This window comes from Allochromatium vinosum DSM 180, from assembly GCF_000025485.1.
Lineage (GTDB): Bacteria > Pseudomonadota > Gammaproteobacteria > Chromatiales > Chromatiaceae > Thermochromatium > Thermochromatium vinosum.
In genome coordinates this window covers 129,258-153,048 of record NC_013851.1, presented here as the reverse complement: position 1 = coordinate 153,048, position 23,791 = coordinate 129,258, and the positions used below count along the sequence as shown (strand labels likewise).

At 65.7% G+C, this 23,791-nt stretch carries 20 protein-coding genes and 1 other RNA gene; 1 reads left to right on the top strand and 20 read right to left on the bottom strand.

Annotation, left to right across the window (positions count from 1 at the left end):
• Positions 1-10 precede the first annotated feature (10 nt).
• The gene (gene secA / locus ALVIN_RS00720; protein WP_012969388.1) at positions 11-2,836 is read right to left on the bottom strand and encodes a preprotein translocase subunit SecA; all 2,826 of its coding nucleotides are present in this window, start codon (positions 2,834-2,836) and stop codon (positions 11-13) included.
• Between the two features lie 116 nt (positions 2,837-2,952).
• The gene (locus tag ALVIN_RS00715; protein ID WP_012969387.1) at positions 2,953-3,855 is read right to left on the bottom strand and encodes a M23 family metallopeptidase; all 903 of its coding nucleotides are present in this window, start codon (positions 3,853-3,855) and stop codon (positions 2,953-2,955) included.
• A 150-nt stretch (positions 3,856-4,005) separates the two neighbouring features.
• On the opposite strand from ALVIN_RS00715, the gene ALVIN_RS00710 reads away from it, so the two are divergent.
• Positions 4,006-4,464: a DciA family protein gene (locus ALVIN_RS00710; RefSeq protein ID WP_012969386.1), complete on the top strand. Its 459-nt coding sequence runs from the start codon at positions 4,006-4,008 to the stop codon at positions 4,462-4,464.
• On the opposite strand, the gene lpxC is transcribed toward ALVIN_RS00710, so the two are convergent.
• The 18 genes from lpxC to rsmI form a co-directional block, all read right to left on the bottom strand.
• On the bottom strand, positions 4,465-5,376 hold the full coding sequence (lpxC, locus tag ALVIN_RS00705; RefSeq protein WP_012969385.1) for a UDP-3-O-acyl-N-acetylglucosamine deacetylase: 912 nt from the start codon (positions 5,374-5,376) through the stop codon (positions 4,465-4,467). It lies immediately after the preceding gene.
• Positions 5,377-5,610: 234 nt separating this feature from the next.
• Positions 5,611-6,777: a cell division protein FtsZ gene (gene ftsZ / locus ALVIN_RS00700; RefSeq protein ID WP_012969384.1), complete on the bottom strand. Its 1,167-nt coding sequence runs from the start codon at positions 6,775-6,777 to the stop codon at positions 5,611-5,613.
• Positions 6,778-6,940: 163 nt separating this feature from the next.
• Positions 6,941-8,176 (bottom strand): cell division protein FtsA, encoded by a 1,236-nt coding sequence (ftsA, locus tag ALVIN_RS00695; protein ID WP_012969383.1) that lies wholly within the window; start codon positions 8,174-8,176, stop codon positions 6,941-6,943.
• 6 nt (positions 8,177-8,182) lie between these two features.
• Positions 8,183-8,983: a cell division protein FtsQ/DivIB gene (locus tag ALVIN_RS00690; protein ID WP_223295239.1), complete on the bottom strand. Its 801-nt coding sequence runs from the start codon at positions 8,981-8,983 to the stop codon at positions 8,183-8,185.
• A gap of 3 nt (positions 8,984-8,986) precedes the next feature.
• On the bottom strand, positions 8,987-9,913 hold the full coding sequence (locus ALVIN_RS00685) for a D-alanine--D-alanine ligase (RefSeq protein WP_012969381.1): 927 nt from the start codon (positions 9,911-9,913) through the stop codon (positions 8,987-8,989).
• Positions 9,910-10,794 carry a UDP-N-acetylmuramate dehydrogenase gene (murB, locus tag ALVIN_RS00680; protein WP_012969380.1) on the bottom strand — a complete coding sequence of 295 codons (885 nt, stop codon included), beginning with the start codon at positions 10,792-10,794 and terminating at the stop codon, positions 9,910-9,912. Before murB ends, ALVIN_RS00685 begins: the two co-directional genes overlap by 4 nt.
• A 206-nt stretch (positions 10,795-11,000) precedes the next feature.
• Positions 11,001-12,428, bottom strand: coding sequence for a UDP-N-acetylmuramate--L-alanine ligase (gene murC / locus ALVIN_RS00675; protein WP_012969379.1), 1,428 nt, complete (start codon positions 12,426-12,428; stop codon positions 11,001-11,003).
• Positions 12,425-13,516 carry an undecaprenyldiphospho-muramoylpentapeptide beta-N-acetylglucosaminyltransferase gene (gene murG, locus ALVIN_RS00670; RefSeq protein ID WP_012969378.1) on the bottom strand — a complete coding sequence of 364 codons (1,092 nt, stop codon included), beginning with the start codon at positions 13,514-13,516 and terminating at the stop codon, positions 12,425-12,427. Before murG ends, murC begins: the two co-directional genes overlap by 4 nt.
• Positions 13,501-14,700 carry a putative lipid II flippase FtsW gene (gene ftsW / locus ALVIN_RS00665; RefSeq protein WP_012969377.1) on the bottom strand — a complete coding sequence of 400 codons (1,200 nt, stop codon included), beginning with the start codon at positions 14,698-14,700 and terminating at the stop codon, positions 13,501-13,503. Before ftsW ends, murG begins: the two co-directional genes overlap by 16 nt.
• Positions 14,697-16,073: a UDP-N-acetylmuramoyl-L-alanine--D-glutamate ligase gene (gene murD / locus ALVIN_RS00660; protein WP_012969376.1), complete on the bottom strand. Its 1,377-nt coding sequence runs from the start codon at positions 16,071-16,073 to the stop codon at positions 14,697-14,699. Before murD ends, ftsW begins: the two co-directional genes overlap by 4 nt.
• Before the next feature lie 5 nt (positions 16,074-16,078).
• On the bottom strand, positions 16,079-17,161 hold the full coding sequence (gene mraY / locus ALVIN_RS00655; protein WP_012969375.1) for a phospho-N-acetylmuramoyl-pentapeptide-transferase: 1,083 nt from the start codon (positions 17,159-17,161) through the stop codon (positions 16,079-16,081).
• 2 nt (positions 17,162-17,163) lie between these two features.
• Positions 17,164-18,522, bottom strand: a complete 1,359-nt coding sequence (locus ALVIN_RS00650) for a UDP-N-acetylmuramoyl-tripeptide--D-alanyl-D-alanine ligase (protein ID WP_012969374.1) — start codon at positions 18,520-18,522, stop codon at positions 17,164-17,166.
• Between the two features lie 58 nt (positions 18,523-18,580).
• Entirely contained in the window at positions 18,581-20,362 is a 1,782-nt protein-coding gene (locus ALVIN_RS00645; protein WP_012969373.1) for a peptidoglycan D,D-transpeptidase FtsI family protein, read from the bottom strand.
• Positions 20,349-20,639, bottom strand: coding sequence for a cell division protein FtsL (gene ftsL / locus ALVIN_RS00640; protein WP_012969372.1), 291 nt, complete (start codon positions 20,637-20,639; stop codon positions 20,349-20,351). Before ftsL ends, ALVIN_RS00645 begins: the two co-directional genes overlap by 14 nt.
• Positions 20,636-21,628, bottom strand: coding sequence for a 16S rRNA (cytosine(1402)-N(4))-methyltransferase RsmH (gene rsmH, locus ALVIN_RS00635; RefSeq protein ID WP_148217535.1), 993 nt, complete (start codon positions 21,626-21,628; stop codon positions 20,636-20,638). The genes ftsL and rsmH overlap by 4 nt, the downstream gene beginning before the upstream one ends.
• A gap of 74 nt (positions 21,629-21,702) precedes the next feature.
• Positions 21,703-22,158 carry a division/cell wall cluster transcriptional repressor MraZ gene (gene mraZ, locus ALVIN_RS00630; RefSeq protein WP_012969370.1) on the bottom strand — a complete coding sequence of 152 codons (456 nt, stop codon included), beginning with the start codon at positions 22,156-22,158 and terminating at the stop codon, positions 21,703-21,705.
• Between the two features lie 310 nt (positions 22,159-22,468).
• An RNA gene (rnpB, locus tag ALVIN_RS16740) (RNase P RNA component class A) lies at positions 22,469-22,838 on the bottom strand.
• A gap of 74 nt (positions 22,839-22,912) precedes the next feature.
• Positions 22,913-23,773 carry a 16S rRNA (cytidine(1402)-2'-O)-methyltransferase gene (gene rsmI, locus ALVIN_RS00625; RefSeq protein ID WP_012969369.1) on the bottom strand — a complete coding sequence of 287 codons (861 nt, stop codon included), beginning with the start codon at positions 23,771-23,773 and terminating at the stop codon, positions 22,913-22,915.
• Positions 23,774-23,791: the final 18 nt, after the last annotated feature.

The following is a 23,791-nucleotide window of genomic DNA, read 5'->3' as shown; positions in this document are numbered from 1 at the left end:
CATACGCCCTTCAGTCGACCTTGCCGCAGCACTGCTTGTATTTCTTGCCCGAACCACAGGGACAGGGTTCGTTGCGCCCGACCTTGCGCCCGTCGCGCACATAGGGATGATGATCCTCTTCGGCCCGACTCCGGCCACCCGTCGACTCGGACGACTCCTCGTCACCCTCGCCGAAGCCCTCGAAGACATCGTGCTTGAACTCGAACCCCTTGGGCGCGGGTTCCGGCGTGCGCCGAGCCGCGAAGTCGGCCTCCACACCGGCCTGGATCTCCAGCTTGGCGAGCGTCGTCACCACATCCTGCTTGATACCCGCAAGCATGGCCGAGAACATCAGGAACGCCTCGCGCTTGTACTCCTGCTTGGGGTTCTTCTGCGCATAACCGCGCAGATGGATACCCTGGCGCAGATAGTCCATCGCGGCCAGGTGGTCCTTCCAGTGGCTGTCGAGCGTCTGGAGCATGACCGCGCGCTCGACCTGGCGCATATTGGCCGTACCGATCAGATTCTCGCGTTCCTGGTAGCGCTGAGCCAGCGCGTCCTGAATGCGGCGGCGCAGGGTCTCCTCGTGCAGGTCGTGATCCTGGTCGAGCCAGCTCTGGATCGGCCAGTCACCGCCGAAGTGCTCGACGAGCGCCTCTGAGAGTCCGGCGATGTTCCACTGCTCCTCCAGGCTGTCGGGCGGAATATAGATGTCGATCAGCCCCTTGAGCACGTCGGCGCGCATGGCCTCGACGGTCTCGGAGACGTCGAGCGCATCCATCAGATCGCGGCGCTGACGATAGATGACCTTACGCTGATCGTTGGCGACATCGTCGTATTCGAGCAGCTGCTTGCGAATGTCGAAGTTGCGACCCTCGACCTTGCGTTGGGCGTTCTCGATCGCCTTGGTCACCCAGGGATGCTCGATGGCCTCGCCCTTCTGCATCCCGAGGCGCTGCATCATCTTGCCGACCCGGTCGGAGGCGAAGATACGCATCAGGTTGTCTTCGAGCGACAGATAGAAGCGCGAGGAGCCGGGATCGCCCTGACGCCCCGAACGGCCGCGCAACTGGTTGTCGATACGCCGCGACTCGTGACGCTCGGTACCGACCACATGCAGACCGCCGGCCTGGATGACCTGCTCGTGACGCGCCTTCCAGGCCGCGCGCAGTGCCGCGTGATCGGCGTTCGGGCCAGCCTCTTCCAGCTCGGCCTCCAGATTGCCGCCGAGCACGATGTCGGTCCCGCGACCGGCCATGTTGGTGGCGATGGTCACGGCACCCGGACGTCCGGCCTGGGCGATGATGCCGGCCTCGCGTTCGTGCTGCTTGGCGTTGAGCACCTCGTGGGCGATGCCGGCCTTCTTGAGCAGACCCGAGACCAGCTCGGAGGTCTCGATCGAGGCCGTACCGACCAGCACCGGCTGACCGCGCTGCACGCAGTCCTGCACATCGGCGATGATCGCCTCGTATTTCTCCTGCGGGGTCAGATAGACCAGATCGCCGCGATCGTCGCGCACCATCGGCTGGTTGGTCGGGATGACGACGACCTCCAGGCCGTAGATCTGCTGGAACTCGAACGCCTCGGTATCCGCCGTGCCGGTCATGCCCGAGAGCTTGGGATAGAGCCGGAACAGGTTCTGGAAGGTGATCGAGGCCATGGTCTGGTTCTCGGGCTGGATCGGCACCCCTTCCTTGGCCTCGACCGCCTGATGCAGACCTTCCGACCAGCGCCGTCCGGGCATGGTGCGCCCGGTGAACTCGTCGACGATGATGACCTGACCGTCGCGCACGATGTACTCGACGTTCTTCTGGAACAGCGTGTGGGCGCGCAGGGCGGCATAGACATGGTGCATGAGCACGATGTTGCCCGGATCGTAGAGTCCGTCGCCCTCTTCCAGCAGACCGATCTCGACGAGCATCTGCTCGACCTTCTCGTGCCCTTCTTCACTCAGATAGACCTGACGGACCTTCTCGTCGACCGAGAAATCGCCCGGCCCGAAGTCCGGCTGGCCCTCTTCGTTGGTGATGGGCGCCTGACGGGTGAGCCTGGGGATGAGCGTGTCGATCTGCTTGTAGAGATCCGTGCTGCCCTCGGACGGCCCCGAGATGATGAGCGGCGTGCGCGCCTCGTCGATCAGGATGGAGTCGACCTCGTCGACGATGGCGTAGAACGGATCGCGCTGCACACGCTGCTCGGGCGTGAACGCCATGTTGTCGCGCAGATAGTCGAAGCCGTATTCGTTGTTGGTGCCGTAGGTGATGTCGGCGCCATAGGTCTCGCGCCGGGTGCAGGGGCGCAGATGACGATGGCCCTGACCGGCCTCCAGCTCGAACTCGGGATCGAACAGATAGGAGGCCATGTCCGGCCCCAGTCCGCCCGAGGAATTGATGACGCCAACCGACAGCCCCAGGAAGTGATAGAGCCGCCCCATCCAGGCCGCGTCGCGCCGTGCCAGATAATCGTTGACGGTGACGACGTGCACGCCCTGGCCGGGCAGCGCGTTGAGATAGGCCGCCAGCGTGGCCACCAGGGTCTTGCCCTCACCGGTGCGCATCTCGGCGATCTTGCCGCTGTTGAGCACCATGCCGCCGACGAGCTGCACATCGAAGTGCCGCATCCCGAGCACGCGCTTGCCGGCCTCGCGCACGACCCCGAAGGCTTCGGGCAGCAGATCGTCGAGCGTCGTGCCCCCGGCCAGACGCTCGCGGAACTCGACGGTCTTGGCCGCGAGTGCCTGATCCGAGAGCTGCGCCAGTTCGGGCTCGAGCGCGTTGATGCGCGCCACCGTCTTCATCAGTGATTTGACCAGCCGCTCGTTGCGGCTGCCGAAGAGCTTCTTGAATGGATTGAACATCGCGGGATTCTTTAAGAGAGCCTGACGCGGAAAGCGGCGGATGATAACGGATTTCGCTGCGAACCGCGTCTGGGAATGCGCCCGAGGCGCGGGCGTTTGGCCGTGGAGACAGTCGGTCAGCGCAGCACGTCGGCCCTGGCGAGACGCTGGGCCGGCTGGCTACGCAGATAGGGCATGGGATCGACCGCCCGTCCGTTGCGGATCACCTCGAAATGCACATGCGGTCCGGTCGCCGTCCCGGTCGAGCCGACGGTCGCGATCTGCTGGCCCTGCCGGATCAGATCACCCTCACGGACCAGATTGGCGGTATTGTGCGCATAGCGCGTCACCAAGCCATCGCGATGACGGATGTCGACCAGATTGCCGTAGCCATTGCGACGCCCGCTGAAGACCACGAGACCATCGGCAACGGCCAGGATGGGGGAGCCGCGCTTGGTGGCGAAATCGACGCCCTCATGGAACTGACGCGTATTGCGAACCGGATGCACCCGGACGCCATAGGGGGAGCTGATGTAGCCGGAACGCACCGGCCAGCCGCCAAGTTGCGCGCCGGCGGCCCTCGGCTGCTGTTCCAGAACCCGGTCGGCGAGCCGGTCGAGCTTGCGCTCACGATCCTGCACCAGCACCACGAGCGTCGACAATTCGTCGGCCAGCTCCTTGATGGTGTAATCGCGGGCCATGGCCGTCTCGGGACCACCGCGCGGCGGTGCGTTCACGAAGTCGAACTCATCGGGATCGAGTCCCGAGACCTGGACCAGACGCTCGCCGAGCGCATTGATCCGCAGGAGTTCGGCCTGCATTTCGCCCAAACGGGCGGCAATGGCGCCGATCTCGCCGGAATCCGTTACCGACGGGTTGACGGGCACGGTTTCCATGGCGATGCTAGTGCGACCGGGTGCGCCGGCGCGATCACCGATCCAGAATCCGAATCCAACCCCGGCCAGGGCAAAACTGGAGACGGCCGAGAGCATGACCAGAGTCTGGCCGCGTTGAGTTTTTTTGCGAGCGATGTGGGGCATGACTGATCTCTTCTACTGGTCAGGCTCGACGCCAGGCGCGGCCGACGTCGGGCATGGCCCCGAGTCCCGTCCAGCTCCACAGGGGCGGGCGATACGACGGGTCGGTCTCGGGAAGTGTGGGAGAGGCTTGAGCGAAAAGAGGATGTTGCGATGAGACTGCGTTTTCGACACATCCGTGATCACCTGAGTCATCACGGATTCGCGCGCGAACGGCTCGAACAGGACCGACGCGAACAGACGCTCGTCGCCGAGATTCGGGCGCTTCTGCCTGGAAAGCTTGGCGCGCACTGCCTGGACCTGAGAATCGCCGATGGTCGCCTGACCCTGTTTCTCGATTCAACGGCATGGCTGACGCGCGCACGTTTTTTAGCGGGTGAGATTTTGACATCGCTGAAATCTTACCACGTCGACGCGGTCGGATTTCAGGTCAGACTGCCGGAGCGCGAATCGCCCAGGCGGGACGTAGCGAGCCGGCGTGCCCAGCTGTCGGAGACGGCGACGAGACATCTGCTCGAGGCGGCGGACCATCAGCGCGATCCATGCCTGAGCGAGGCACTCAGGCGACTCGCGCGGCATGGTCCGCGCGCGACGCCCGAGGGGCTGGATTGATCAGAGCGCCGGCACCGGCTGGGCATAACAGATCGGCGCGGCGGCAGAGTCCTCGAACACGACCTCTTCCCAGGCCGCTTCCTCGGCGACGAGTGCACGCAGCAGCAGATTGTTGAGCGCATGTCCGGACTTGTGGCCCTCGAAGGCGCCGATCAGGGTATGGCCCAGCAGATAGAGGTCGCCGATGGCATCCAGAATCTTGTGCCGGACGAATTCGTCTTCGTAGCGCAGACCCTCCTCGTTGAGGATGCGGTACTCATCGACCACCACGGCATTGTCCAGACTGCCGCCAAGGGCCAGATTCTGCTGGCGCAGCGCCTCGATGTCGCGCAGGAAACCGAAGGTCCGGGCCCGACTCAGCTCACGCACGAAGGACGCGGTCGAGAAATCGATCTCGGCCTGATTCGAGCGCGCCTGGAAGGCTGGATGGTCGAACTCGATCGAGAAGTTCACCTTGAAGCCGTCATAGGGCGTGAAGCGCGCGAACTTGTCGCCGTCGCGGACCTCGACCGGGCGCTTGATGCGGATGAAGCGCTTGGCCTTGGACTGCTCCTCGATCCCCGCCGATTGCAGCAGAAAGACGAAGGGCGCAGCGCTGCCGTCCATGATCGGCACCTCGGCGGCGGCCAGATCCACATAGGCGTTGTCGATCCCCAGACCGGCGAAGGCCGAGAGCAGGTGCTCGATGGTCGAGACCCGCACATCGCCATTGACCAGGGTGGTCGACAACCGCGTATCGCCGACGTTGAAGGGCGTGGCGGCGATGGTGACAGGTTGATCCAGATCGATGCGACGAAAGACGATCCCCGTATCGGGCGCAGCCGGGCGCAGGGTCAGCTCGACCTTCTCGCCCGTATGCAGGCCGACCCCGGTCGCACGGATGGCGTTCTTCAATGTGCGCTGCTTGAGCATCGATTCGGGATCTCCCATCGCAATCCACGACGGCCGTCAGGCGATCGGCCAGCCGTTCGACTCGGACACGGGCATCAACGCCTCGGATCCTTCTGATATCGCCCCACGCCCCCAGACAAAGAGGCGCTGGCGATAATCATATTAGGGTTTTCCCGAAATTTTTTCAAGCTCGACGACAAAAAAAGCAGGATGACTTTGTTTTGCCTAGAGTTATCGATACAGGGAAAGTCCTGATCAATCCGCTTGACGACGCAGGAACGCCGGGATGTCCAGGTAATCCAGGTCGTTGTCTTCGCTCTTGTCGGACGCGGCGGGCGTCGCTCCCCCCTTGCGATAGATGGCCGGACGACGATCCATCTCACGATAATCCGGGGCTGAGCTGTCCGAGTCCCCCGTGATCAGGCGCATCGCCGGCTCGCCCGCCGTGCGCTTGACCTTGACGCGCCGGTCGCCGAGTCCGGTGGCCACCACGGTCACGCGCAGTTCGTCCTCCAGCTCCGGATCGACCACGGTGCCCACGACCACGGTGGCGTCGTCGTCGGCAAAGTCGCGCACCGTGTTACCGACCTCGTCGAACTCGCCGATGGTCAGGGTCATGCCGGCGGTGATGTTGACCAGGATGCCCTTGGCGCCGGCCAGATCGATGTCTTCCAGCAGCGGACTCTTGATGGCGGCCTCGGCGGCCTCGCGCGCGCGGTTCTCGCCGCGCGCCGAGCCGGTACCCATCATGGCCACGCCCATGTTGGACATGACGGTCTTGACGTCGGCGAAGTCGACGTTGATCAGACCGCGACAGGTGATGAGTTCGGCGATGCCCTGGGTGGCGTTGAGCAGAACGTCGTTGGCGGCCTTGAAGGCGTCGAGCAGGCTCATGTCCTTGCCCAGCACCGCCAGCAGCTTTTCGTTGGGGATGGTGATGAGCGAGTCGACGTGCTGGGCCAGCTCCGTGATGCCTTCCTCGGCGATGCGTCGACGTCTGGTGCCCTCGAAGGGGAAGGGCTTGGTGACCACGGCGACGGTCAGGATGCCGAGTTCCTTGGCGACCTGAGCCACGATGGGCGCGGCACCCGTGCCCGTACCGCCGCCCATGCCGGCGGTGATGAACACCATGTCCGCTCCCTCCAGGGCCTCCTGGATGCGGTCGCGATCCTCGAGCGCCGCGTGCCGACCGACGTCCGGATCGGCGCCCGCGCCCAGTCCCTTCGTGATGCCGGCGCCCAGCTGCAGGATGGTCTTGACGTTGGAGTGACGCAGTGCCTGTGCATCCGTGTTGGCACAGATGAAGTCCACGCCCTCGATGGTCGAGGCCACCATGTGATTGACCGCGTTGCTGCCACCACCACCGACACCGATGACCTTGATGACGGCATTCTGACTGTGAGTATCCATCAATTCAAACATTTGATCTGCTCCCAGGCGCACCCCATGCGCCACCATAAACCTTGAATTCTAGCCGTGGACTCACGTCCAACGACCCCCCCGACTCGGTCGACGCGCTCGACACGCACCGACCGACCAACAAACTCGAACCGGTCTCGATAGGGAGTTGCCCCCATCGATCGAATCAGAAATTCCCTTGGAACCAATGGCGCAAACGAACCAGCATTCCCTTCAACCCTGGAGTGTCGGACGGCTCCGGACGACGCGAGAAGCGATGCTGACGTGCATACATCAAAAGCCCCACGCCCGTGGAATGGGCCGGATTGTCGACGACCTCCGACAGACCCAGCACGCGATTGGGCACCCCCAGCCGCACCGGCATGTGGAACACTTCCTCGGCCAGCTCGATCAGTCCGCGCATCTTGGCGCTGCCGCCGGTCAGGACCACACCGCCGGCGATCACGTCCTCAAAACCGCTGCGACGCAACTCGTTGTGCAGCAGGGTCAGCAACTCCTCGTAGCGCGGCTCGACGACCTCGGCCAGGGTCTGGCGCGAGAGCCGCCGCGGCGGCCGGTCACCGATGCTCGGCACCTCGATGTTGTCTCCATTGGCCGCCAGTTGGGTCAGGGCGCAGGCGTGCTGGATCTTGATCTGCTCGGCGTGCTGGGTCGGCGTGCGCAGTGCCACGGCGATGTCGTTGGTGACCTGATCGCCGGCGATCGGAATGACGGCCGTGTGCCGGATGGCGCCATCGGTGAAGACCGCCAGATCCGTGGTCCCGCCGCCGATGTCGACCACGCACACGCCCAGCTCCTTCTCGTCCTCGCCGAGCACCGCATAGCTCGAACTCAACTGCGCCAGCACCAGATCGTCGACCTCCAGCCCGCAGCGGCGCACGCACTTGACGATGTTCTGAGCCGCGCTGGCCGCGCCCGTGACCATGTGTACCCGCGCTTCCAGACGCACACCGCACATGCCGATCGGCTCACGGATGCCTTCCTGGTCGTCGATGATGAACTCCTGCGGCAGGATGTGCAGGATCTTCTGATCGGTCGGGATGGCCACGGCGCGCGCGGCCTCGATGACGCGATCGACATCGGCCTGGTTGACCTCGTGCTCCTTGATCGCGGTGATGCCGTGCGAGTTGAGACTGCGGATATGGCTACCGGCGATTCCAACATGGACCGAGTGGATCTCGCAATCGGCCATCAGCTCGGCGGCCTCGACCGCGCGCTGGATCGACTGCACGGTGGACTCGATGTCCACCACCACCCCCTTCTTGAGCCCGCGCGAGGGGTGGGTGCCGATGCCGATGATCTCGATCTGATCGTCGTCCTTGAGTTCGCCGACCAGACAGGCGATCTTCGAGGTTCCGATATCCAGACCCACCAGCAGACTCTTGTCGTTACGTCGCGACATCCAGATTTACCTTCGATTGCCCGCGCGCGCCGCCACGCGATCGGGATGCGCCCGGACCCCAGTGTCGGTATTCGGCGCCCATTTCACTGAAAAGCCATTGCTATAGCGTAGATCGACCGTCAGTGGCCGACCCGCCGCCTCCAGCTGGGACGCGCTCGCCAGATAGCGTGCCAGCCGTTCCTCCACCATCGTGGTCCCCAGACGCAGTTCGGCTCCCGAGGCGAGCTTGAGACGCCAGTCACCGCGCGGGTCGACCGACAGTCGCTGGATACCCCGGCCGACACGCTCGAGCGCGGCCTGCCACGCCTGATAACGGGCCGTGATCTCGGGCGCGCGTTTGTCGTCGCCCTCCAGCAGGGGCAGATTGGACGGAATGCTGCCACCCTGCGGACGGAAGACGATGCCATCGGCCGTCACCAGACCATCGAGACTCCAGCGCGCGATCGGCCGGTATTCCCGGACCTGCACCCGCAGGGTGTCCGGCCAGACCCGACGCAGCGTGGCCTGTCCGACCCAGGGCAGTTCCTCGGCGGTCTGCTTGAGATCGACCAGATCGGCCGTCAGGATACCGCCATGCAGTCGCTCGGTCAGCCGTTCCTGGAGTTGCTGCGAGGAGTGATGGTGCACTTCGCCCTCGATCTGAATGAGCCGAATCGGCAGGAGTGTCGGCTCCCAACGCAGAAACAGCCAGCCGGCACCGCCGAGCACGAGCAGGATCAGCACCCCGAGCAGGGCGCGCAGGCGCGTGCCCATCCGTGTTGGGCGAGCCGTCTGGCGAGTTTCGGTCTGGCTGGAAGCCGTGTTCACGTTCTAAAGACTCGTCTCGAGAATGCGCCAGACCAGGTCGTCGAAGTCGATCCCGGCCACACGCGCGGCCATGGGCACCAGGCTATGATCGGTCATGCCCGGAACCGTATTGATCTCCAGCAGGAAGGGCTGCCCTGTGCCGTCGAGCATCATGTCGACCCGACCCCAGCCGCTCGCCCCGACCACGTCGAAGGCTTCCAGGGCCAATGCGCGCAGACGCGCCTCGACCTCGGCGTCCAGTCCGCTCGGGCAGTGATAGCGGGTGCTGTCGGCGCTGTATTTGGCCTCGTAGTCGTAGAAGGCGTGCGGGGTCTCCAGACGGATCGTCGGTAACGCCTCATGACCGAGGATGGCGCAGGTGAGCTCCATGCCCTGAATCCAGCGCTCGGCCAGCACCAGCGAATCGAATTCGGCGGCCGCGCGCCAGGCGCGTTCCAGCCCCTCGACCGACTCCACACGCGCCATGCCGATGCTCGACCCCTCGTGCACCGGCTTGATCATGAGCGGAAAGCCCAGTTCAGCCGCCGCCGTCAGGTCGCTCTCGTCACGCAGCAGCACGAAGTCGGCCGTCGGCAGACCGCAGCCGGCCCAGGCCAGTTTACAGCGGTACTTGTCCATGCCGAGCGCCGAGCCGAGCACGCCTGAGCCGGTATAGGGCAGGCCGATGGTCTCCAGCGCACCCTGGATCTGGCCGTCCTCGCCGCCGCGTCCGTGCAGGATGATGAAGGCGCGATCGTAACCGCCGGTGCGCAGCCGCTCCAGGAGGGTTGCGTCCGGGTCGATCGGTTCGACGTCGACGCCGAGACGTTGCAGGGCTTCGTGCACCGCGCGTCCGCTCTTGAGCGAGATCTCGCGCTCGGCGGCCTGTCCACCCATCAGCAGGGCCACTTTACCGAAGCGTTCGGGTGCCCGGTTCATGTCAGTCGTCATGCCTGTTCTCCGGCGATACGCCGCACTTCGGGCATCAGGCGGATGCCGGTGTGACGTTCGACCGTCTCCTGTATCTGTTCGATCAGGCGGGCGATGTCGGTCGCCGTCGCTCCGCCCCGATTGATGATGAAATTGGCGTGGATCGAAGAGACCTCGGCCCCGCCGATGCGTGTACCCTTGAGTCCGAGCGAATCGATCAGACGTGCGGCATGGTCTCCCGGCGGATTGCGGAACACCGAGCCGCAGCTCGGCTGGCCGACCGGCTGGGTCGCGGCACGCTGGTCGAGCAGTTCGCGGATGCGCGCCAGACTCGCGGCGCCGTCGCCCGGCGTCAGCTCCAGTTCGGCGGCCAGGAACCACTCGCCCGCCGGTCCCCGGATCTCACGATAGGCCGGCTCGTACTCGGACGCCTCGCGTTCATGGATCTGTCCCTGTCGATCCAGGGTCCAGACCCGCCGCACGAAGCTCCAGGTCTCGCCGCCCCAGGCACCGGCATTCATCGCCAGCGCGCCGCCCAGGGTGCCGGGGATCCCGGCCAGGAACTCGATCCCGGTCAGATCGTGACGGGCGGCGAAACGGGCCAGCTTGGCGCTGGAGACCCCGACTTCGGCATAGAGGCGTCTCTCACCTCTAAGCTCCAGGGTATCCAGGGTGCCCTGGGTCAGTATGACGGTTCCCGGAAAGCCCGCATCGTCGACGAGCAGATTGCTGCCGAGTCCAAGCCAGAGCAACGGCTCGTCCGGGTCGAGCTGACGCATGAAACCGACCAGATCATCGGCATCGGCCGGCTGATAGAGCCGGCGCGCCGGACCGCCGACGCGCCAGCTCGTATGGCGCGACAGCGGCTCATCGAACTGCCATCGACCGCGCAGCGTCGTCATTGAGGGGTTCTCCGCGTCGTCTCGCAGCGCCCCGGCTCTGGGGTCCGATCCCGGCGACGTCCGCGCGCGAGCGGTGCCTTTGCCCCATCGGACTCGGAGCGGCCACCCGCCATCCAGCCCGACAGGGCACGCAATGACTCGCCACAGCCCATCGCCAACCGACTCATGAGTGATCGTCCATCCATCCGTTCGGCTCCCATCGGAGTTCAGAATCCCTGCTCGACGAGTCCGGGCAGACGGGCGGCCAGACCACCGATGTCACCCGCACCCGAGACGAGCAGGATGTCTCCGTCGCGAATGATATTGGCCAGCAGCCCCGGAACCGCGTCGAGTCCCTGGGCGAAGATCGGGTCCAGCTCGCCGCGCACCCGGATGGCACGGCTCAGGGCACGTCCGTCGGCGCCGGGGATCGGCGTCTCGCCCGCCGGATAGACCTCGCACAGCACCAGGGCGTCCGGGGTCGAGAGCACCTCGACAAAATCCTCGAACTGCTCCTGGGTGCGGCTGTAGCGATGGGGTTGGAAGACCAGCACCAGACGTCGCCCCGGCCAGCCCTCGCGCGCGGCGGCCAGGGTCGCGGCCAGCTCGCGCGGATGATGACCATAGTCGTCGACCACCAGCAACCGGCGTCCCTGTGGATCGACGACCTCACGCGCCACGAAACGCCGGCCCACGCCCTGGAAACCGGCCAGGGCGCGCACGATGGCCTCATCCTCGACGCCCAGCTCCAGCGCAACGCTGATCGCGGCCAGTGCATTGAGCACGTTGTGGCGTCCAGGCAGGTTGAGCGTCACGGCCAGCGGGCGCTCGAACTCGGCGCCGTGCACCAGGAAGGACGTGCGCATCCCTTCCTGCCGGATGTCGCTGGCGCGCAGATCGGCCTCGGGCCGGGTGCCATAGGTGCGCACCGGGCGCGGCACCTCGGGTACGAGTGCGCGGACCTCGGGATCATCGATACAGAGCACCGCCAGCCCATAGAAAGGCAGATGGTGCAGGAACTCCATGAAGGTCTGGCGCAGCCGGTCGAAGTCGTTGCCGTAGGTGCGCATGTGATCGGCGTCGATATTGGTGACGATCGACACCATCGGCTGGAGATAGAGAAAGGACGCATCGCTCTCGTCGGCTTCGGCCACCAGATACTTGGTGCTCCCCAGACGCGCGTTGGCTCCGGCACTGTTGAGCCGTCCGCCGATGACGAAGGTCGGATCCAGCCCGCCCTCGGCCAGGATGCTGGCCACCAGACTGGTGGTCGTCGTCTTGCCGTGGGTGCCGGCGACCGCGACGCCGTAATAAAAACGCATCAGCTCGGCGAGCATCTCGGCACGACGCACGATCGGAATCCGCCGCTCGCGCGCCTGCTGGATCTCGGGGTTGGTCTCGTCGATGGCGGTCGAGACCACAACGGCATCAGCCTCGCTCACCTGCTCGGCACGATGGCCGATGAAGACCTCGATGCCGAGATCGCGCAGACGGTGCGTCACCTCGCTGTCGCGCAGGTCGGAGCCGGCGACCTCGTAACCGAGATTGGCCATGAGCTCGGCGATGCCGCTCATGCCGGACCCGCCGATGCCGATGAAATGCAGACGCCGCACCCGCCCCATGTTGGCCGCTGTGTGCTGGAGGTGGGGACTCATGGATGCGTTCCTCGGGCAGAGAGTTCCAGACAGGCGCGGGCGATGTGGTCGGTCGCCTCGGGCTGGGCGCGACGCCGCGCGGCCTCGGCCATGGCGAGCAGTCGGGCACGATCGGCGAACAGCTCGCTCAGGATGTCGGTCAGACCGGCGGCCGTCAGATCGCGCTGGAGGATCAGACGCGCCGCGCCGGCCTCGGACAGATAACGGGCGTTGCCGACCTGATGATCGTCGACCGCGAATGGATAGGGCACCAGGATCGAACCGACACCGGCGGCGGCCAGTTCCGAGACCGTCAGGGCGCCGGAGCGACAGACCACCAGATCGGCCCAGGCATAGGCTTCGGCCATGTCGCGCACGAAGGCGACGACCTCGGCCTCGACGTCGGCGTCGCGATAGGCGTTGCGGGCCAGTTCGAGCGTGCGTTCGCCCGCCTGATGGCGCACCAGCGGACGCTGCTCGACCGGTAGCCGGGCGAGCGCTTGGGGCACTGTCTCGTTGAGTGCCTGAGCACCCAGCGAACCGCCGACCACCAGCAGCCGCACCGGACCCGAGCGACCGGTCAGCCGTTCAGCGGGCGCGGGCAGATCCAGGATCGACCGGCGCACCGGATTGCCGGTCACGATGGCCCGACGCGCGGGCGGAAAGCTGCCCGGAAAGGCCTCGAACACCTGGGTGGCGACCCGCGCCAGCCACTGATTGGTCAGTCCGGGCACGAAATTCTGTTCATGGATGACCAGCGGAATCCCGAGCGCGCGCGCGGCGAGTCCTCCGGGACCGGAGACGAAACCGCCCATGCCGAGCACGACCGTCGGCCGGCGTCGGCGCAGGATGGCGCGCGCCTGACCGAAGGCGCTCGCCAGCCGGAAGGGCGCCTTGAGCCACTGAAGCCCGCCCTTGCCGCGCACGCCCTCGATCGACACCCATTCCATCTCGAAACCATGCTCGGGCACCAGGCGCGATTCCATGCCGGCCTGGGTGCCGATCCAGAACACCTCGGCCCCCTGTCCGCGCAGAGACTCGGCGACGGCGAGCGCCGGAAAGACATGACCGCCGGTGCCACCGGCCATGACGGCTAGGCGCGCGACCATGGCGTACCTCGCTTGAATTTGGCCTCGGACTCCACGCGCCTCAGCATGACATCGATCCGCAGCAGGATGGCGACCGCCATGCAGCCGACCATCAGACTGTTGCTGCCATAGCTCATGAACGGCAGGGTCAGTCCCTTGGTGGGCAGGATGCCGACATTGACCCCGAGATTGACGAAGGACTGGAGCCCGATCCAGAGACCGATGCCCTGCGCCACATAGGATTCGAAGGGCCGCTTGAGCGCCTCGGCGCGCACACCGATCGACATGGCACGCCAGCTCAGAAAGACGAAGGCGGCGATCAGCACCAGCATACCGGCCAGCCCCAACTCCTCACCGATCACTGAGGGCAGAAAGTCGGTGTGTGCTTCGGGCAGGAAATACTGCTTCTGGATGCCATTGCCCAAGCCGACGCCGAACCACTCGCCACGTCCGAAGGCGATGAGTGCCTGACTGAGCTGATAGCCCGAGTTGAAGGGATCCTCCCAAGGATTGAGGAAGGACACGACCCGCTCGAGCCGGTAAGGCGAAAAGATGACCAGGGTGACGAGTCCAGCCCCGACGATCGCCAGCAGCACGATGAACGGCAGTAGACTGGCGCCGCCCAGGAACAGCATCCCCATCACGGTCGCCAGCATGACGGCCGTGGTGCCGAAATCCGGCTGCATCAGAATCAGCAGCGCCGCCGCTCCGATCAGGATCAGGGGACGGATGAAGCCCGAAAGCTGATTGACCACCTTGTCGGCATGACGCACCAGATAGCCGGCGACATAGAGGATCGCAAACAGCTTGACGAACTCGGAGGGCTGGACATTGAGCGGCCCGAGCGGAATCCAGCGCGTGGCGCCGTTGACGGTGCGGCCGATGCCGGGGATGAGTACCAGGATCAGCACCAGGGCACTGGCGAGAAAGAGCCAGACGCCATGACGCTCCCACCAGTGGGACGGCACGCTATAGGCCATGAGTCCCAGCATCAGGGCCAGTCCGAGCGCGATGGCATGCCGGATCGAATAATGGAAAGGATTCTGACAGCAGGCCTCGGCGATCGACATCGAGGCCGATGTCACCATCACCCAGCCGAAGGCCAGCAGCCCGAGCGCGCACAGGAGCAATGGGTAGTCCAGCGGATAGGCCTGACGCACGCGCGGCGTCCGGGGCAGCGGTTTCGAGGGTGCGGCGGCGGTCATCCGGGCAATCTCCGCACGGCCTCGGCAAAGACCCGGCCGCGATGCTCGTAGTTGTCGAACATGTCGAAACTGGCGCAGGCCGGCGAAAGCAGGACGCAATCACCCGGCTCGATGTGCTCGGCGGCCAGAGCGACGGCCGCGTCCATGTCTGTGGCCCGTATCAGGGGCACCGTACCGTCCAGCGCCGACGCGATCAGCGGGGCATCGCGCCCGATCAGCACCACGGCGCGCGCGGCGCGTTCGACGGCCGCGCGTAGCGGCGCGAAATCAGCGCCCTTCCCTTCACCGCCGGCGATCAGCACCACACGACCGGAACCATCTTCCGGGATCAGCCCCTCCAGGGCGGCGATGGTCGCGCCCGGATTGGTACCCTTGGAATCGTCATACCAGCGGGCGCCGGCGCGCTCGGCGACGAATTCGCTGCGATGCGGCAAGCCCGGAAAGACCCGCAGTGCTTCACAGGCGCCGGCCATCGGGATCGCGCTGGCCTGGGCGAGTGCCAGAGCCGCGAGCGCGTTGGCCAGATTGTGCCGGCCGGGGAGACGTATCGCGGCGGTCGGCAGGATCGGCTCCTCGCCCTGGCAGATCCAGGATTGGCCTTCGAGCACGCGCACCCCGAAGTCCGAGCCTTCGGGCACGCCGAGCGTGAAACCGATCTCGCGTTCGGGATCGCGCGGCATGGCGGCCACGATCGGATCGTCACGATTGACGACGGCGATCCGCGCCCCCTGATAGATCCGTGCCTTGGTCCGGGCATAGTCGTCGAGACCGGCATAGCGGTCGAGATGATCGGCCGAGACATTGAGCACCACGGCGGCGTCGGCGCGCAGGCTCGGCACCGTCTCCAACTGGAAGCTGGAGAGTTCGACCACATAGCGTTCGACGTCCGGCGCCAGCAGATCGAGCACCGGCTCGCCGAGATTGCCGCCGACCGCGACCCGCTGTCCGGCCAGACGCGCCATGAGTCCGACCAGGGTCGTCACGGTGCTCTTGCCGTTGGAGCCGGTGATGGCGCACAGGGGCGCGTGGATCTCGCGCGCGAAGAGTTCGATGTCGCCGACCGCCGGCACGCCGCGCGCGATCGCCTGCCGGATCAGCGGCTCGGCGAGCGGCACGCCGGGGCTGACCACGAGTTCGGTGGCCGCCGCGAACACGTCCGGATCGAAGCCGCCGACGAAGACCGCGACCTCGGGCAGCTCCGACTGGAGCACGTCCAGACCGGGCGGCCGTTCGCGGCTGTCGGTCACGGCCACGCGCACGCCGCGCGCGCTCAGATGCCGCGCGCAGGACAGCCCCGTCTTGCCCAGACCCACGATCAGGGTCTTGGACTCCGGAGAGCGAGAGCGCTCGGTGGCTGTGGAAGGAGACGTCATGGCGTTCACCGGATCTTCAGGCTCGCCAGACCGATCAGCACCAGCACCACGGTCATGATCCAGAAGCGGACGATGACGCGCGGCTCGGGCCAGCCCTGCAACTCGAAATGATGATGCAGCGGCGCCATGCGAAAGATGCGCTTGCCGGTGAGCTTGAAGGACATCACCTGGAGCATCACCGAAATGGTCTCGGCGACGAAGACGCCGCCCATGATGAAGAGCACCAGTTCCTGACGCGCCGCGACCGCGACCACGCCGAGCGCCGCGCCGAGTGCCAGCGCGCCCACGTCGCCCATGAAGACCTGCGCCGGATAGGCGTTGAACCACAGGAACCCGAGTCCGGCCCCGACCAGGGCGGAACAGAAGATCACCAGCTCACCGACCTCCGGCAGATAGGGGATGAGCAGATAGTTGGCGATCTGAGCATGCCCCGCCGCGTAGACAAAGATGGTCAGGGCGCCGGCGACCAGCACGGTCGGCATGATCGCCAGCCCGTCGAGTCCGTCGGTGAGATTGACCGCATTGCTGGAGCCGACGATGACGAAATAGGTCAGGAGGATGAACCAGGGACCGAGCTGGATGGAGAGATTCTTGGCATAGGGAATCAGCAACGCGGTCTCGGCCGGCGAATTGGCGGTCACGTAGAGTGCGACAGCCGCCGCGAAACCGAAGACGGTCTGCCAGAAATATTTCCAGCGCGCGATCAGGCCGCGCGGGTCGCGCTTGACCAGCTTCTTGTAGTCATCGACCAGCCCCACGAGTCCGAAGGCCATGGTCGTCAGCAGCACGATCCAGACATAGCGGTTCTCCAGATCCGACCACAGCAGCGTCGCGATGCCTACGGCCACCAGGATCAGGGCGCCGCCCATGGTCGGGGTGCCGGATTTCGACAGATGGCTCTGAGGGCCGTCGTCGCGCACGGTCTGGCCGATCTTGTAGGCGCGCAGACGGCGGATCATCGGCCGGCCGACCAGGAGCGCGATGGTCAGCGCCGTCAGCACGCCGAGGATGGCGCGCAACGTCAAATAACGAAACACCGAGAAGCCGTTGTAGTACTCGGTGAGCCAGTCGGTCAGATACAGCAACATCTTTAAAGTGTGTCCTCGGCGCACAGCGCCTCAACGATGCGTTCCATCCGGGCCAGACGCGAGCCCTTCACCAGGACACGGTCGCCAGGTTTCAAGTCGGCCTTGAGCCGGTTCAGGAGTGCGTCCTGATCGGCGAAATGTTCGGCGCCCGCGCCGAAGGCGCGGCTGGCCTCGGCGCTCAGGGTGCCGACCGTGAACAGACGGTCGAGTCCGGCGGCATGGGCCTGTTCACCGATCTCGGCATGAAGACGGGCCGCATCCGCCCCCAGCTCGCCCAGATCACCGAGTACCAGCGTGCGCCGCCCGGTGAGTCCGGCCAGCACCGCGATGGCGGCGGCGATCGAATCGGGGTTGGCGTTGTAGCTGTCGTCGATGACCCCGATTTCGCGACAGAGCCTGGGATAGAGTCGCCCCTTGACCGGGGTCAGGCTCTCCAGGCCGGCCGCGATGGCCGCCCGGTCGAGACCGAGCGCCAGCGCACCCGCCGACGCCGCCAGTGCATTGCGGACGTTGTGCTGTCCGGCCAGGGACAGCGCCAGCGGCCAGTTTTCGTCCGCGACGCGCGCCGTGAAGGTCGTGCGAAAGCCGGCGGCCCCCCACTCGACCCCGATCGACTCGGTGCCGGCGGTCAGATCGGCGGCGCCGTCCAGGGCGAAGGTCAGCATCCGCCGCCCCTCGGCCAGTTCGCGCCACAGTCCGAGATAGGGCGAATCGCCGCTGACGACGAAGACGCCATCCTCGGGCAGCCCGCGCGCGATCTCACCCTTGGCGCGCGCCACACCCTCGACGCTGCCGAAGCCCTCCAGATGCGCGCGCCCGGCATTGGTGATCAGGGCCACCTCGGGGCGCGCGATCTCGGTCATGTAGCCGATCTCGCCATGATGGTTGGCCCCCATCTCCAGCACCAGAAAATCCTCGTCACGTGCGCTCAGCAGCGTCAGCGGCATACCGATGTCGTTGTTGAGATTGCCGCGCGTGGCCCGTACCCGCCCGGCCTGGGACAGGATGGCGGCAACCATCTCCTTGACCGTGGTCTTGCCGTTACTGCCGGTGATGGCGATCACCCGACCGGGGAAGCGGTCGCGCCAGGCGGCCGCCAGCCGTCCCAGACCGAGCCGGGTGTCGTCGACCACCCACTGCGGCAGATCGAGCGGTAGCGGCTGATCGACCATGGCCGCTACGGCCCCGGCGGCCTGGGCCGCCGCGACATATTCGTGCCCGTCGAAGCGCTCGCCGCGCAGGGCGACGAAGAGCTGTCCGGTGCAATCGGCGCGTGAATCGGTCCCAACCGAGGAAAACGCGACATCGGATCCATGCAGTACACCGCCCGCGCGGGCGATGGCCTGAGCCAGTGTCCACATCAGTGCTGTCCCTCCATAGCGCGATGACCGAAGACCGGATCGAGCGTCAGCCCTGCCCTCATGGCACGTTCCCCTGCAAGTGTTGCGCGAGCATCATGGACGGTTCGGGGTCGTCGGGCGGGACGTTGAACAGCCGCAGCGCGCCTTCCATCACTTTCTGGAAGATGGGCGCCGCGACCACGCCACCGTAATAAGCGCCGGCGCCCGGCTCGTCGATCATGACTGCCATGACGAAACGCGGCCGGCCGGCCGGCACGAACCCGGCGAAGACCGACTGATAGCGATTGCTTGCATAACCGGCCTTGCCCGCCGATTTCTTGGCCGTTCCGGTCTTGCCGGCCGCCCGATAGCCGGCAATGATCGCCTGCTTGGCCGTGCCCTGCTCGGAGACCACGGTCTCCATCATGGCACGCAGCCGGCGGGTCGTTTCCTGACTCAGGAGACGCACGCCCTCGGGCGCCGAAGCGGTTTGCATGAGTGAATTGCGTTTGAAGAGGGTCACGGGCCGCTTCACGCCATCGGCGGCCAGCACCAGATAAGCCTGGGCCAGTTGCAGCGGTGTGACCGAGAGACCATAGCCAAAAGAGTGCGTGGCATGTTCGAAGGGCCGCCAGGTCGAATAGTGGCGGAGAAGACCGCGACTCTCGCCCGGAAAACCCACGCCGGTCGGATGACCGAATCCGAGCCGGTCATAGAGGCTCCAAAGATCCTCGTAGCTCATCTTCTGGGCAATCTTCACCGAGCCGACGTTGCTCGACTTGGTGATGATGCCGGTGACATCGAGCGTGCCATAGTTGTGCACGTCGCGCACGACGTTACGGCCGATGCTGTAGGGTGCGGTCGAGAAGCGGCTCGCCGGCGTGATGACCCGCCGCTCGAGTGCGGCGGCGACCACGAACGGCTTGAGCGTCGAACCCGGCTCCATGACGTCGGTGAGCGCGCGATTGCGCCGGCGCTCGCTGCCCCCGCTGCGATCGCTGTTGGGATTGAAGCTGGGCTGATTGACCATCGCCAGGACTTCGCCCGTCGCCACGTCGAGCACCACCAGACTGCCGCCCTTGGCCTTGTGCTCGGTCACGGCGGCCTTGAGCTCGCGATAGGCCAGATACTGCAGGCGCCGATCCAGACTCAGAACCAGATCACGCCCCTGATGTGCAGGACTGATCTGCTCGACCTGCTGCACGGTGCGCCGGCGTCCGTCGCGAATGACGCGCTGAAGACCCGGCTCGGCCTTGAGCACCCGGTCGTAGGCCAGCTCGAGCCCCTCCTGCCCGCGATCCTCAATGTTGGTGAAGCCGATGACATGGGCGAAGACCTCGGCGCCCGGATAGAAGCGCCGGTATTCGCTCTCGAAGTCGAGTCCCTCGATCTTGTACTGGGCGATCGCCGCGCGCACCGCCTGTGCCTCATCGAAGGTCACGCGGCGCTTGACATAAAGAAAGCCCTTGTCGCGATTGGACTCGATGCGGTCGCGCAGAAACGCCGCATCCATGTCGAGCGCCTGGGCGATCGCGGGAATCCTGTCGAGATGCTCGACCAGCTTGCGCGGCTCGGCCCAGACGGTCTCGACTGGCGTACTCACGGCCAGCGGCTCGCCGTTGCGATCCGTGATCATGCCGCGGCGGGCCGGAATGACGGCATCGCGCAGATAGCGCGCCTCGCCCTCACGTTGCAGAAACTCGGTTTGGATCACCTGGCGATAGAAGACCCCGGCCGTCAGCATGACGAAGGCCAGCGACAGGGCCGACATCAGCAACCGGCGGCGCAGCGCCGGATTGGGCGCGCGGCGCGGTTTCAGCGACGGCAGAGGCTTGCGAGCGCGACGACTAGGGTTGGGCATGAACGCGCTCCTCGATCAAGAGTACGTCGCCCGCACGGGGGGCGAACATACCAAGTTCACGGCGGGCCTTGCGCTCGACGAGTCCATGGGTCGAGAGCGCGGCTTCTTCGAGACGCAGACGGTTCCATTCGACATCGATCGCATCGCGCTGGGCGCGCAGATCCTGAAGATGGGCGAAATGGAGACGTGTCAGGTATTTGGTGTGCACGACGACGACCGCCGTCAGGATGACGGCGAGCATGAATCCGGCGACCGTGACGACACGGGCGCGTGTCATGGCAGACGCTCCGCCACGCGCAGGATGGCACTGCGTGCTCGCGGGTTCAGCGCCTCCTCGGCGGTGGAGGGCCGCACCGACTTGCCGACGGGACGCAGACGCCCCTGGACCTCGACGGCCCGTGCCGGAACGCCCTTGGGTAGCTCCGGCCCCTTGGCTTCACGCCGGATGAAGCGTTTGACCAGGCGGTCTTCGAGCGAATGGAAGCTGATGACCGCCAGCCGACCGCCGACCGCCAGCCGATCGCAGACCTGATCGAGACAGCGGCGCAGCGCCTCCAGCTCGCCATTGACCTGGATGCGCACGGCCTGGAAGGTGCGGGTGGCCGGATGCTTGCCCGGTTCGCGCCTGGGCACGGCACGCGCGACCAGCTCGGCCAGCTGGGCTGTCGTGCGGATCGGCGTCTGGGTACGGGTCTCGACGATGGCGCGCGCGATACGGTTGGCGAAACGCTCCTCGCCGAACTCATGCAGCACGGTCGCGATCTCGCCCTGCTCGGCGCGCGCGAGCCATTGTGCGGCCGATTCGCCGCTATCGGGATCCATGCGCATGTCCAGCGGACCCTCGGCCATGAAGCTGAAGCCACGCTCGGGGGTATCCAGCTGCGGCGAGGAGACGCCGAGATCGAGCAGCAGGCCGTTCAGGCGCGCATCGACTCCGGCCTCATCGAGCAGCCGGCCGATGTCGGCGAACGAACCCTGATGGATCGAGAAGCGCGGATCCTGGGCCGCGAGCGCCCGACCGACGGCCACCGCCTCGGGATCGCGATCGAAGCCGAGCAGACGCCCGGCTGCACCCAGACGCGCGAGGATGGCGCGACTGTGCCCACCTCGTCCGAAGGTGCCATCGACATAGATTCCGTCCGACTGCACCAGCAAGGCGGACACGCTCTCCTCCAGTAATACGGGCTTGTGCGACAAAGGCTGCTTCTCTGAGTGACGCCCGCGGGGGGACGCCTGCTCCACGTCGGTCGCCTCCTGTCCATCCATACGTTTGAACGGGCGAGGCAGTTTCATAGCATTGAAAATCGTTGAAAGACCCAGATGTTCCAGACCCACACGGTTCACAGCGTCAGGCTGCCGAACCCCGATTCCGTGGCCAGTTCGGCAATGGCCAAGTCGTTCAGCGCAGCCTCGGTGCGTGCGCACCAGGCTGACTCGTCCCAGATCTCGAACTTGACGCCCAATCCCACGAAGGCGACCCGTTTGTCCAGCGAAGCGAACTCACGCAAATGAACGGGTAGCAGGATCCGCCCCTGCGCATCGATATCGACTTCCTGTGCATTACCGACATAGAGACGCTGCAGCGCGCGTGCGGTGGGGTCGAGTGCAGGGAGCGCGGCGAACTTGCGCTCGATGATGTCCCACTCGGACTCCGGATAGAGGAGCAGGCAGCGATCGCGATCCACGGTGACGACCAAGCGCGTGCCGGACATTGCCTCCAGCCGCTCTCGATACCTGGAGGGAATCGCCAGACGGCCTTTGGAATCTAGATTGACGATGGTCACGCCGCGAAACACTGGCGCCCCCTGAGGATGGCTCGTCCTGGTGAATCCCCCCGACTCCCCACGCTCTCCCACTTCGATGACCATGTTAGAGAGGGACTGGAGCAACGTCAAGAAATGCTTGGCCTTTATTCTTGCAGAGTCAGCAACTTACGGGCTGAACCTGAGACAGGCTTGTAACAAGCGAAAAAAGCTATGGATTCAGAGTCATGAGCTAATGACCTCATAAAAGGCGTGAGCTATATGAGCCAAGTCGACGAAGAACAAAGGGCGTTCGTATCGCCCTGTGTCGAAAGACGGGAATCCAGTCCGGTCGGGTGGGGGTCTAAGGAGTTGGCCGATAAGCCGGGTTCTGTCGAGGACAGTCATTCATCTGGGACGCGCGTCACCGCACGCCTCGTGCGACCTACCCAGGAACACGCGCGGGCCGCGCGCTGCCGCTCGTGGCGGCTTGTTCCTCTATTTGGTCTTGCTCCGGGTGGGGTTTACCCTGCCACTGATGTTGCCACCAGCGCGGTGCGCTCTTACCGCACCTTTTCACCCTTACCGGCGCGAGCGGAGCCCGAACCGGCGGTATCTTTTCTGTGGCACTTTCCGTGGACTCACATCCCCCAGGTGTTACCTGGCACCCTGCCCGATGGAGCCCGGACTTTCCTCCCCTTCCGAATGGAAAGAGCGACTGCCTGGCCAACTCCTTAGCGCGCCATCTTAACAAAGTACATCGAGATCTGTCGCGCCCCGTTCACCGCCGCTCGGTCGGGCCGGTCAGTCAGCGGGACTCGCTGCCGAGTCCCAGCTCCAGACCCAGGCGGTAGAGCGCGTTCTTCTTGGCGCCGGTCAGGCGGGCGGCTAGGGCGGCGGCCTGACTCAGTGGCATGGATTCACCGAGGAGGCGCAGCACGCGGATGGATTCGTTGTGCGTGGCATCGGTCTCTGAGTCCGGACAGCCCTCGACCAGGATCACCATCTCACCGAGCCGCTGCTCCGGGTCGGACTCTAGGCGCGCGATGAGCGTACCGGCCGAGCCGAGCAGAAAGGTTTCGAATTGCTTGGTCAGCTCGCGCGCAATGACGAGGCGTCGCCCGTCGCCCAGGACGGCCTGCAAGTCGCGCAGCGTATCCAGCGCCCGTTTGGCGCTCTCGTAGAGGACGAGTGTCCCCGGCTCGCGGGCGACCGCCTCGATCCAGGCACGGCGTCGCGCCTGGGTGCGGGGCGGAAAACCGAGGAAGAGGAAGCGGTCGCTCGGCAGCCCGGAGGCCGAGAGCGCGCAGATGGCCGCGCTCGCGCCTGGAATGGGCACGACGGTCAGCCCGCGCTCGCGTGCCGCGGCGACCAGGGTGTAGCCGGGATCGCTGATCAGCGGCGTGCCGGCGTCCGAGACCAGGGCCAGATTCTGCCCCGACTCCAGCGCCTCCAGCAGACGCGGCGTGAGTTCGGACTCGTTGTGATCGTGATAAGCGATCAGCTCGGCCGAGATGCCGCAATACGCCAGCAGACGCCGCGTCTCGCGTGTATCCTCGGCCGCGATGGCATCGACCTCGGCCAGCACCCGGCGCGCGCGCTCACTGAGATCACCGAGATTGCCGATCGGCGTGGCCACCACGTATAGTACCCCGGCCTGTTGTCGCATCTTCCGCCCCTCCGGCAG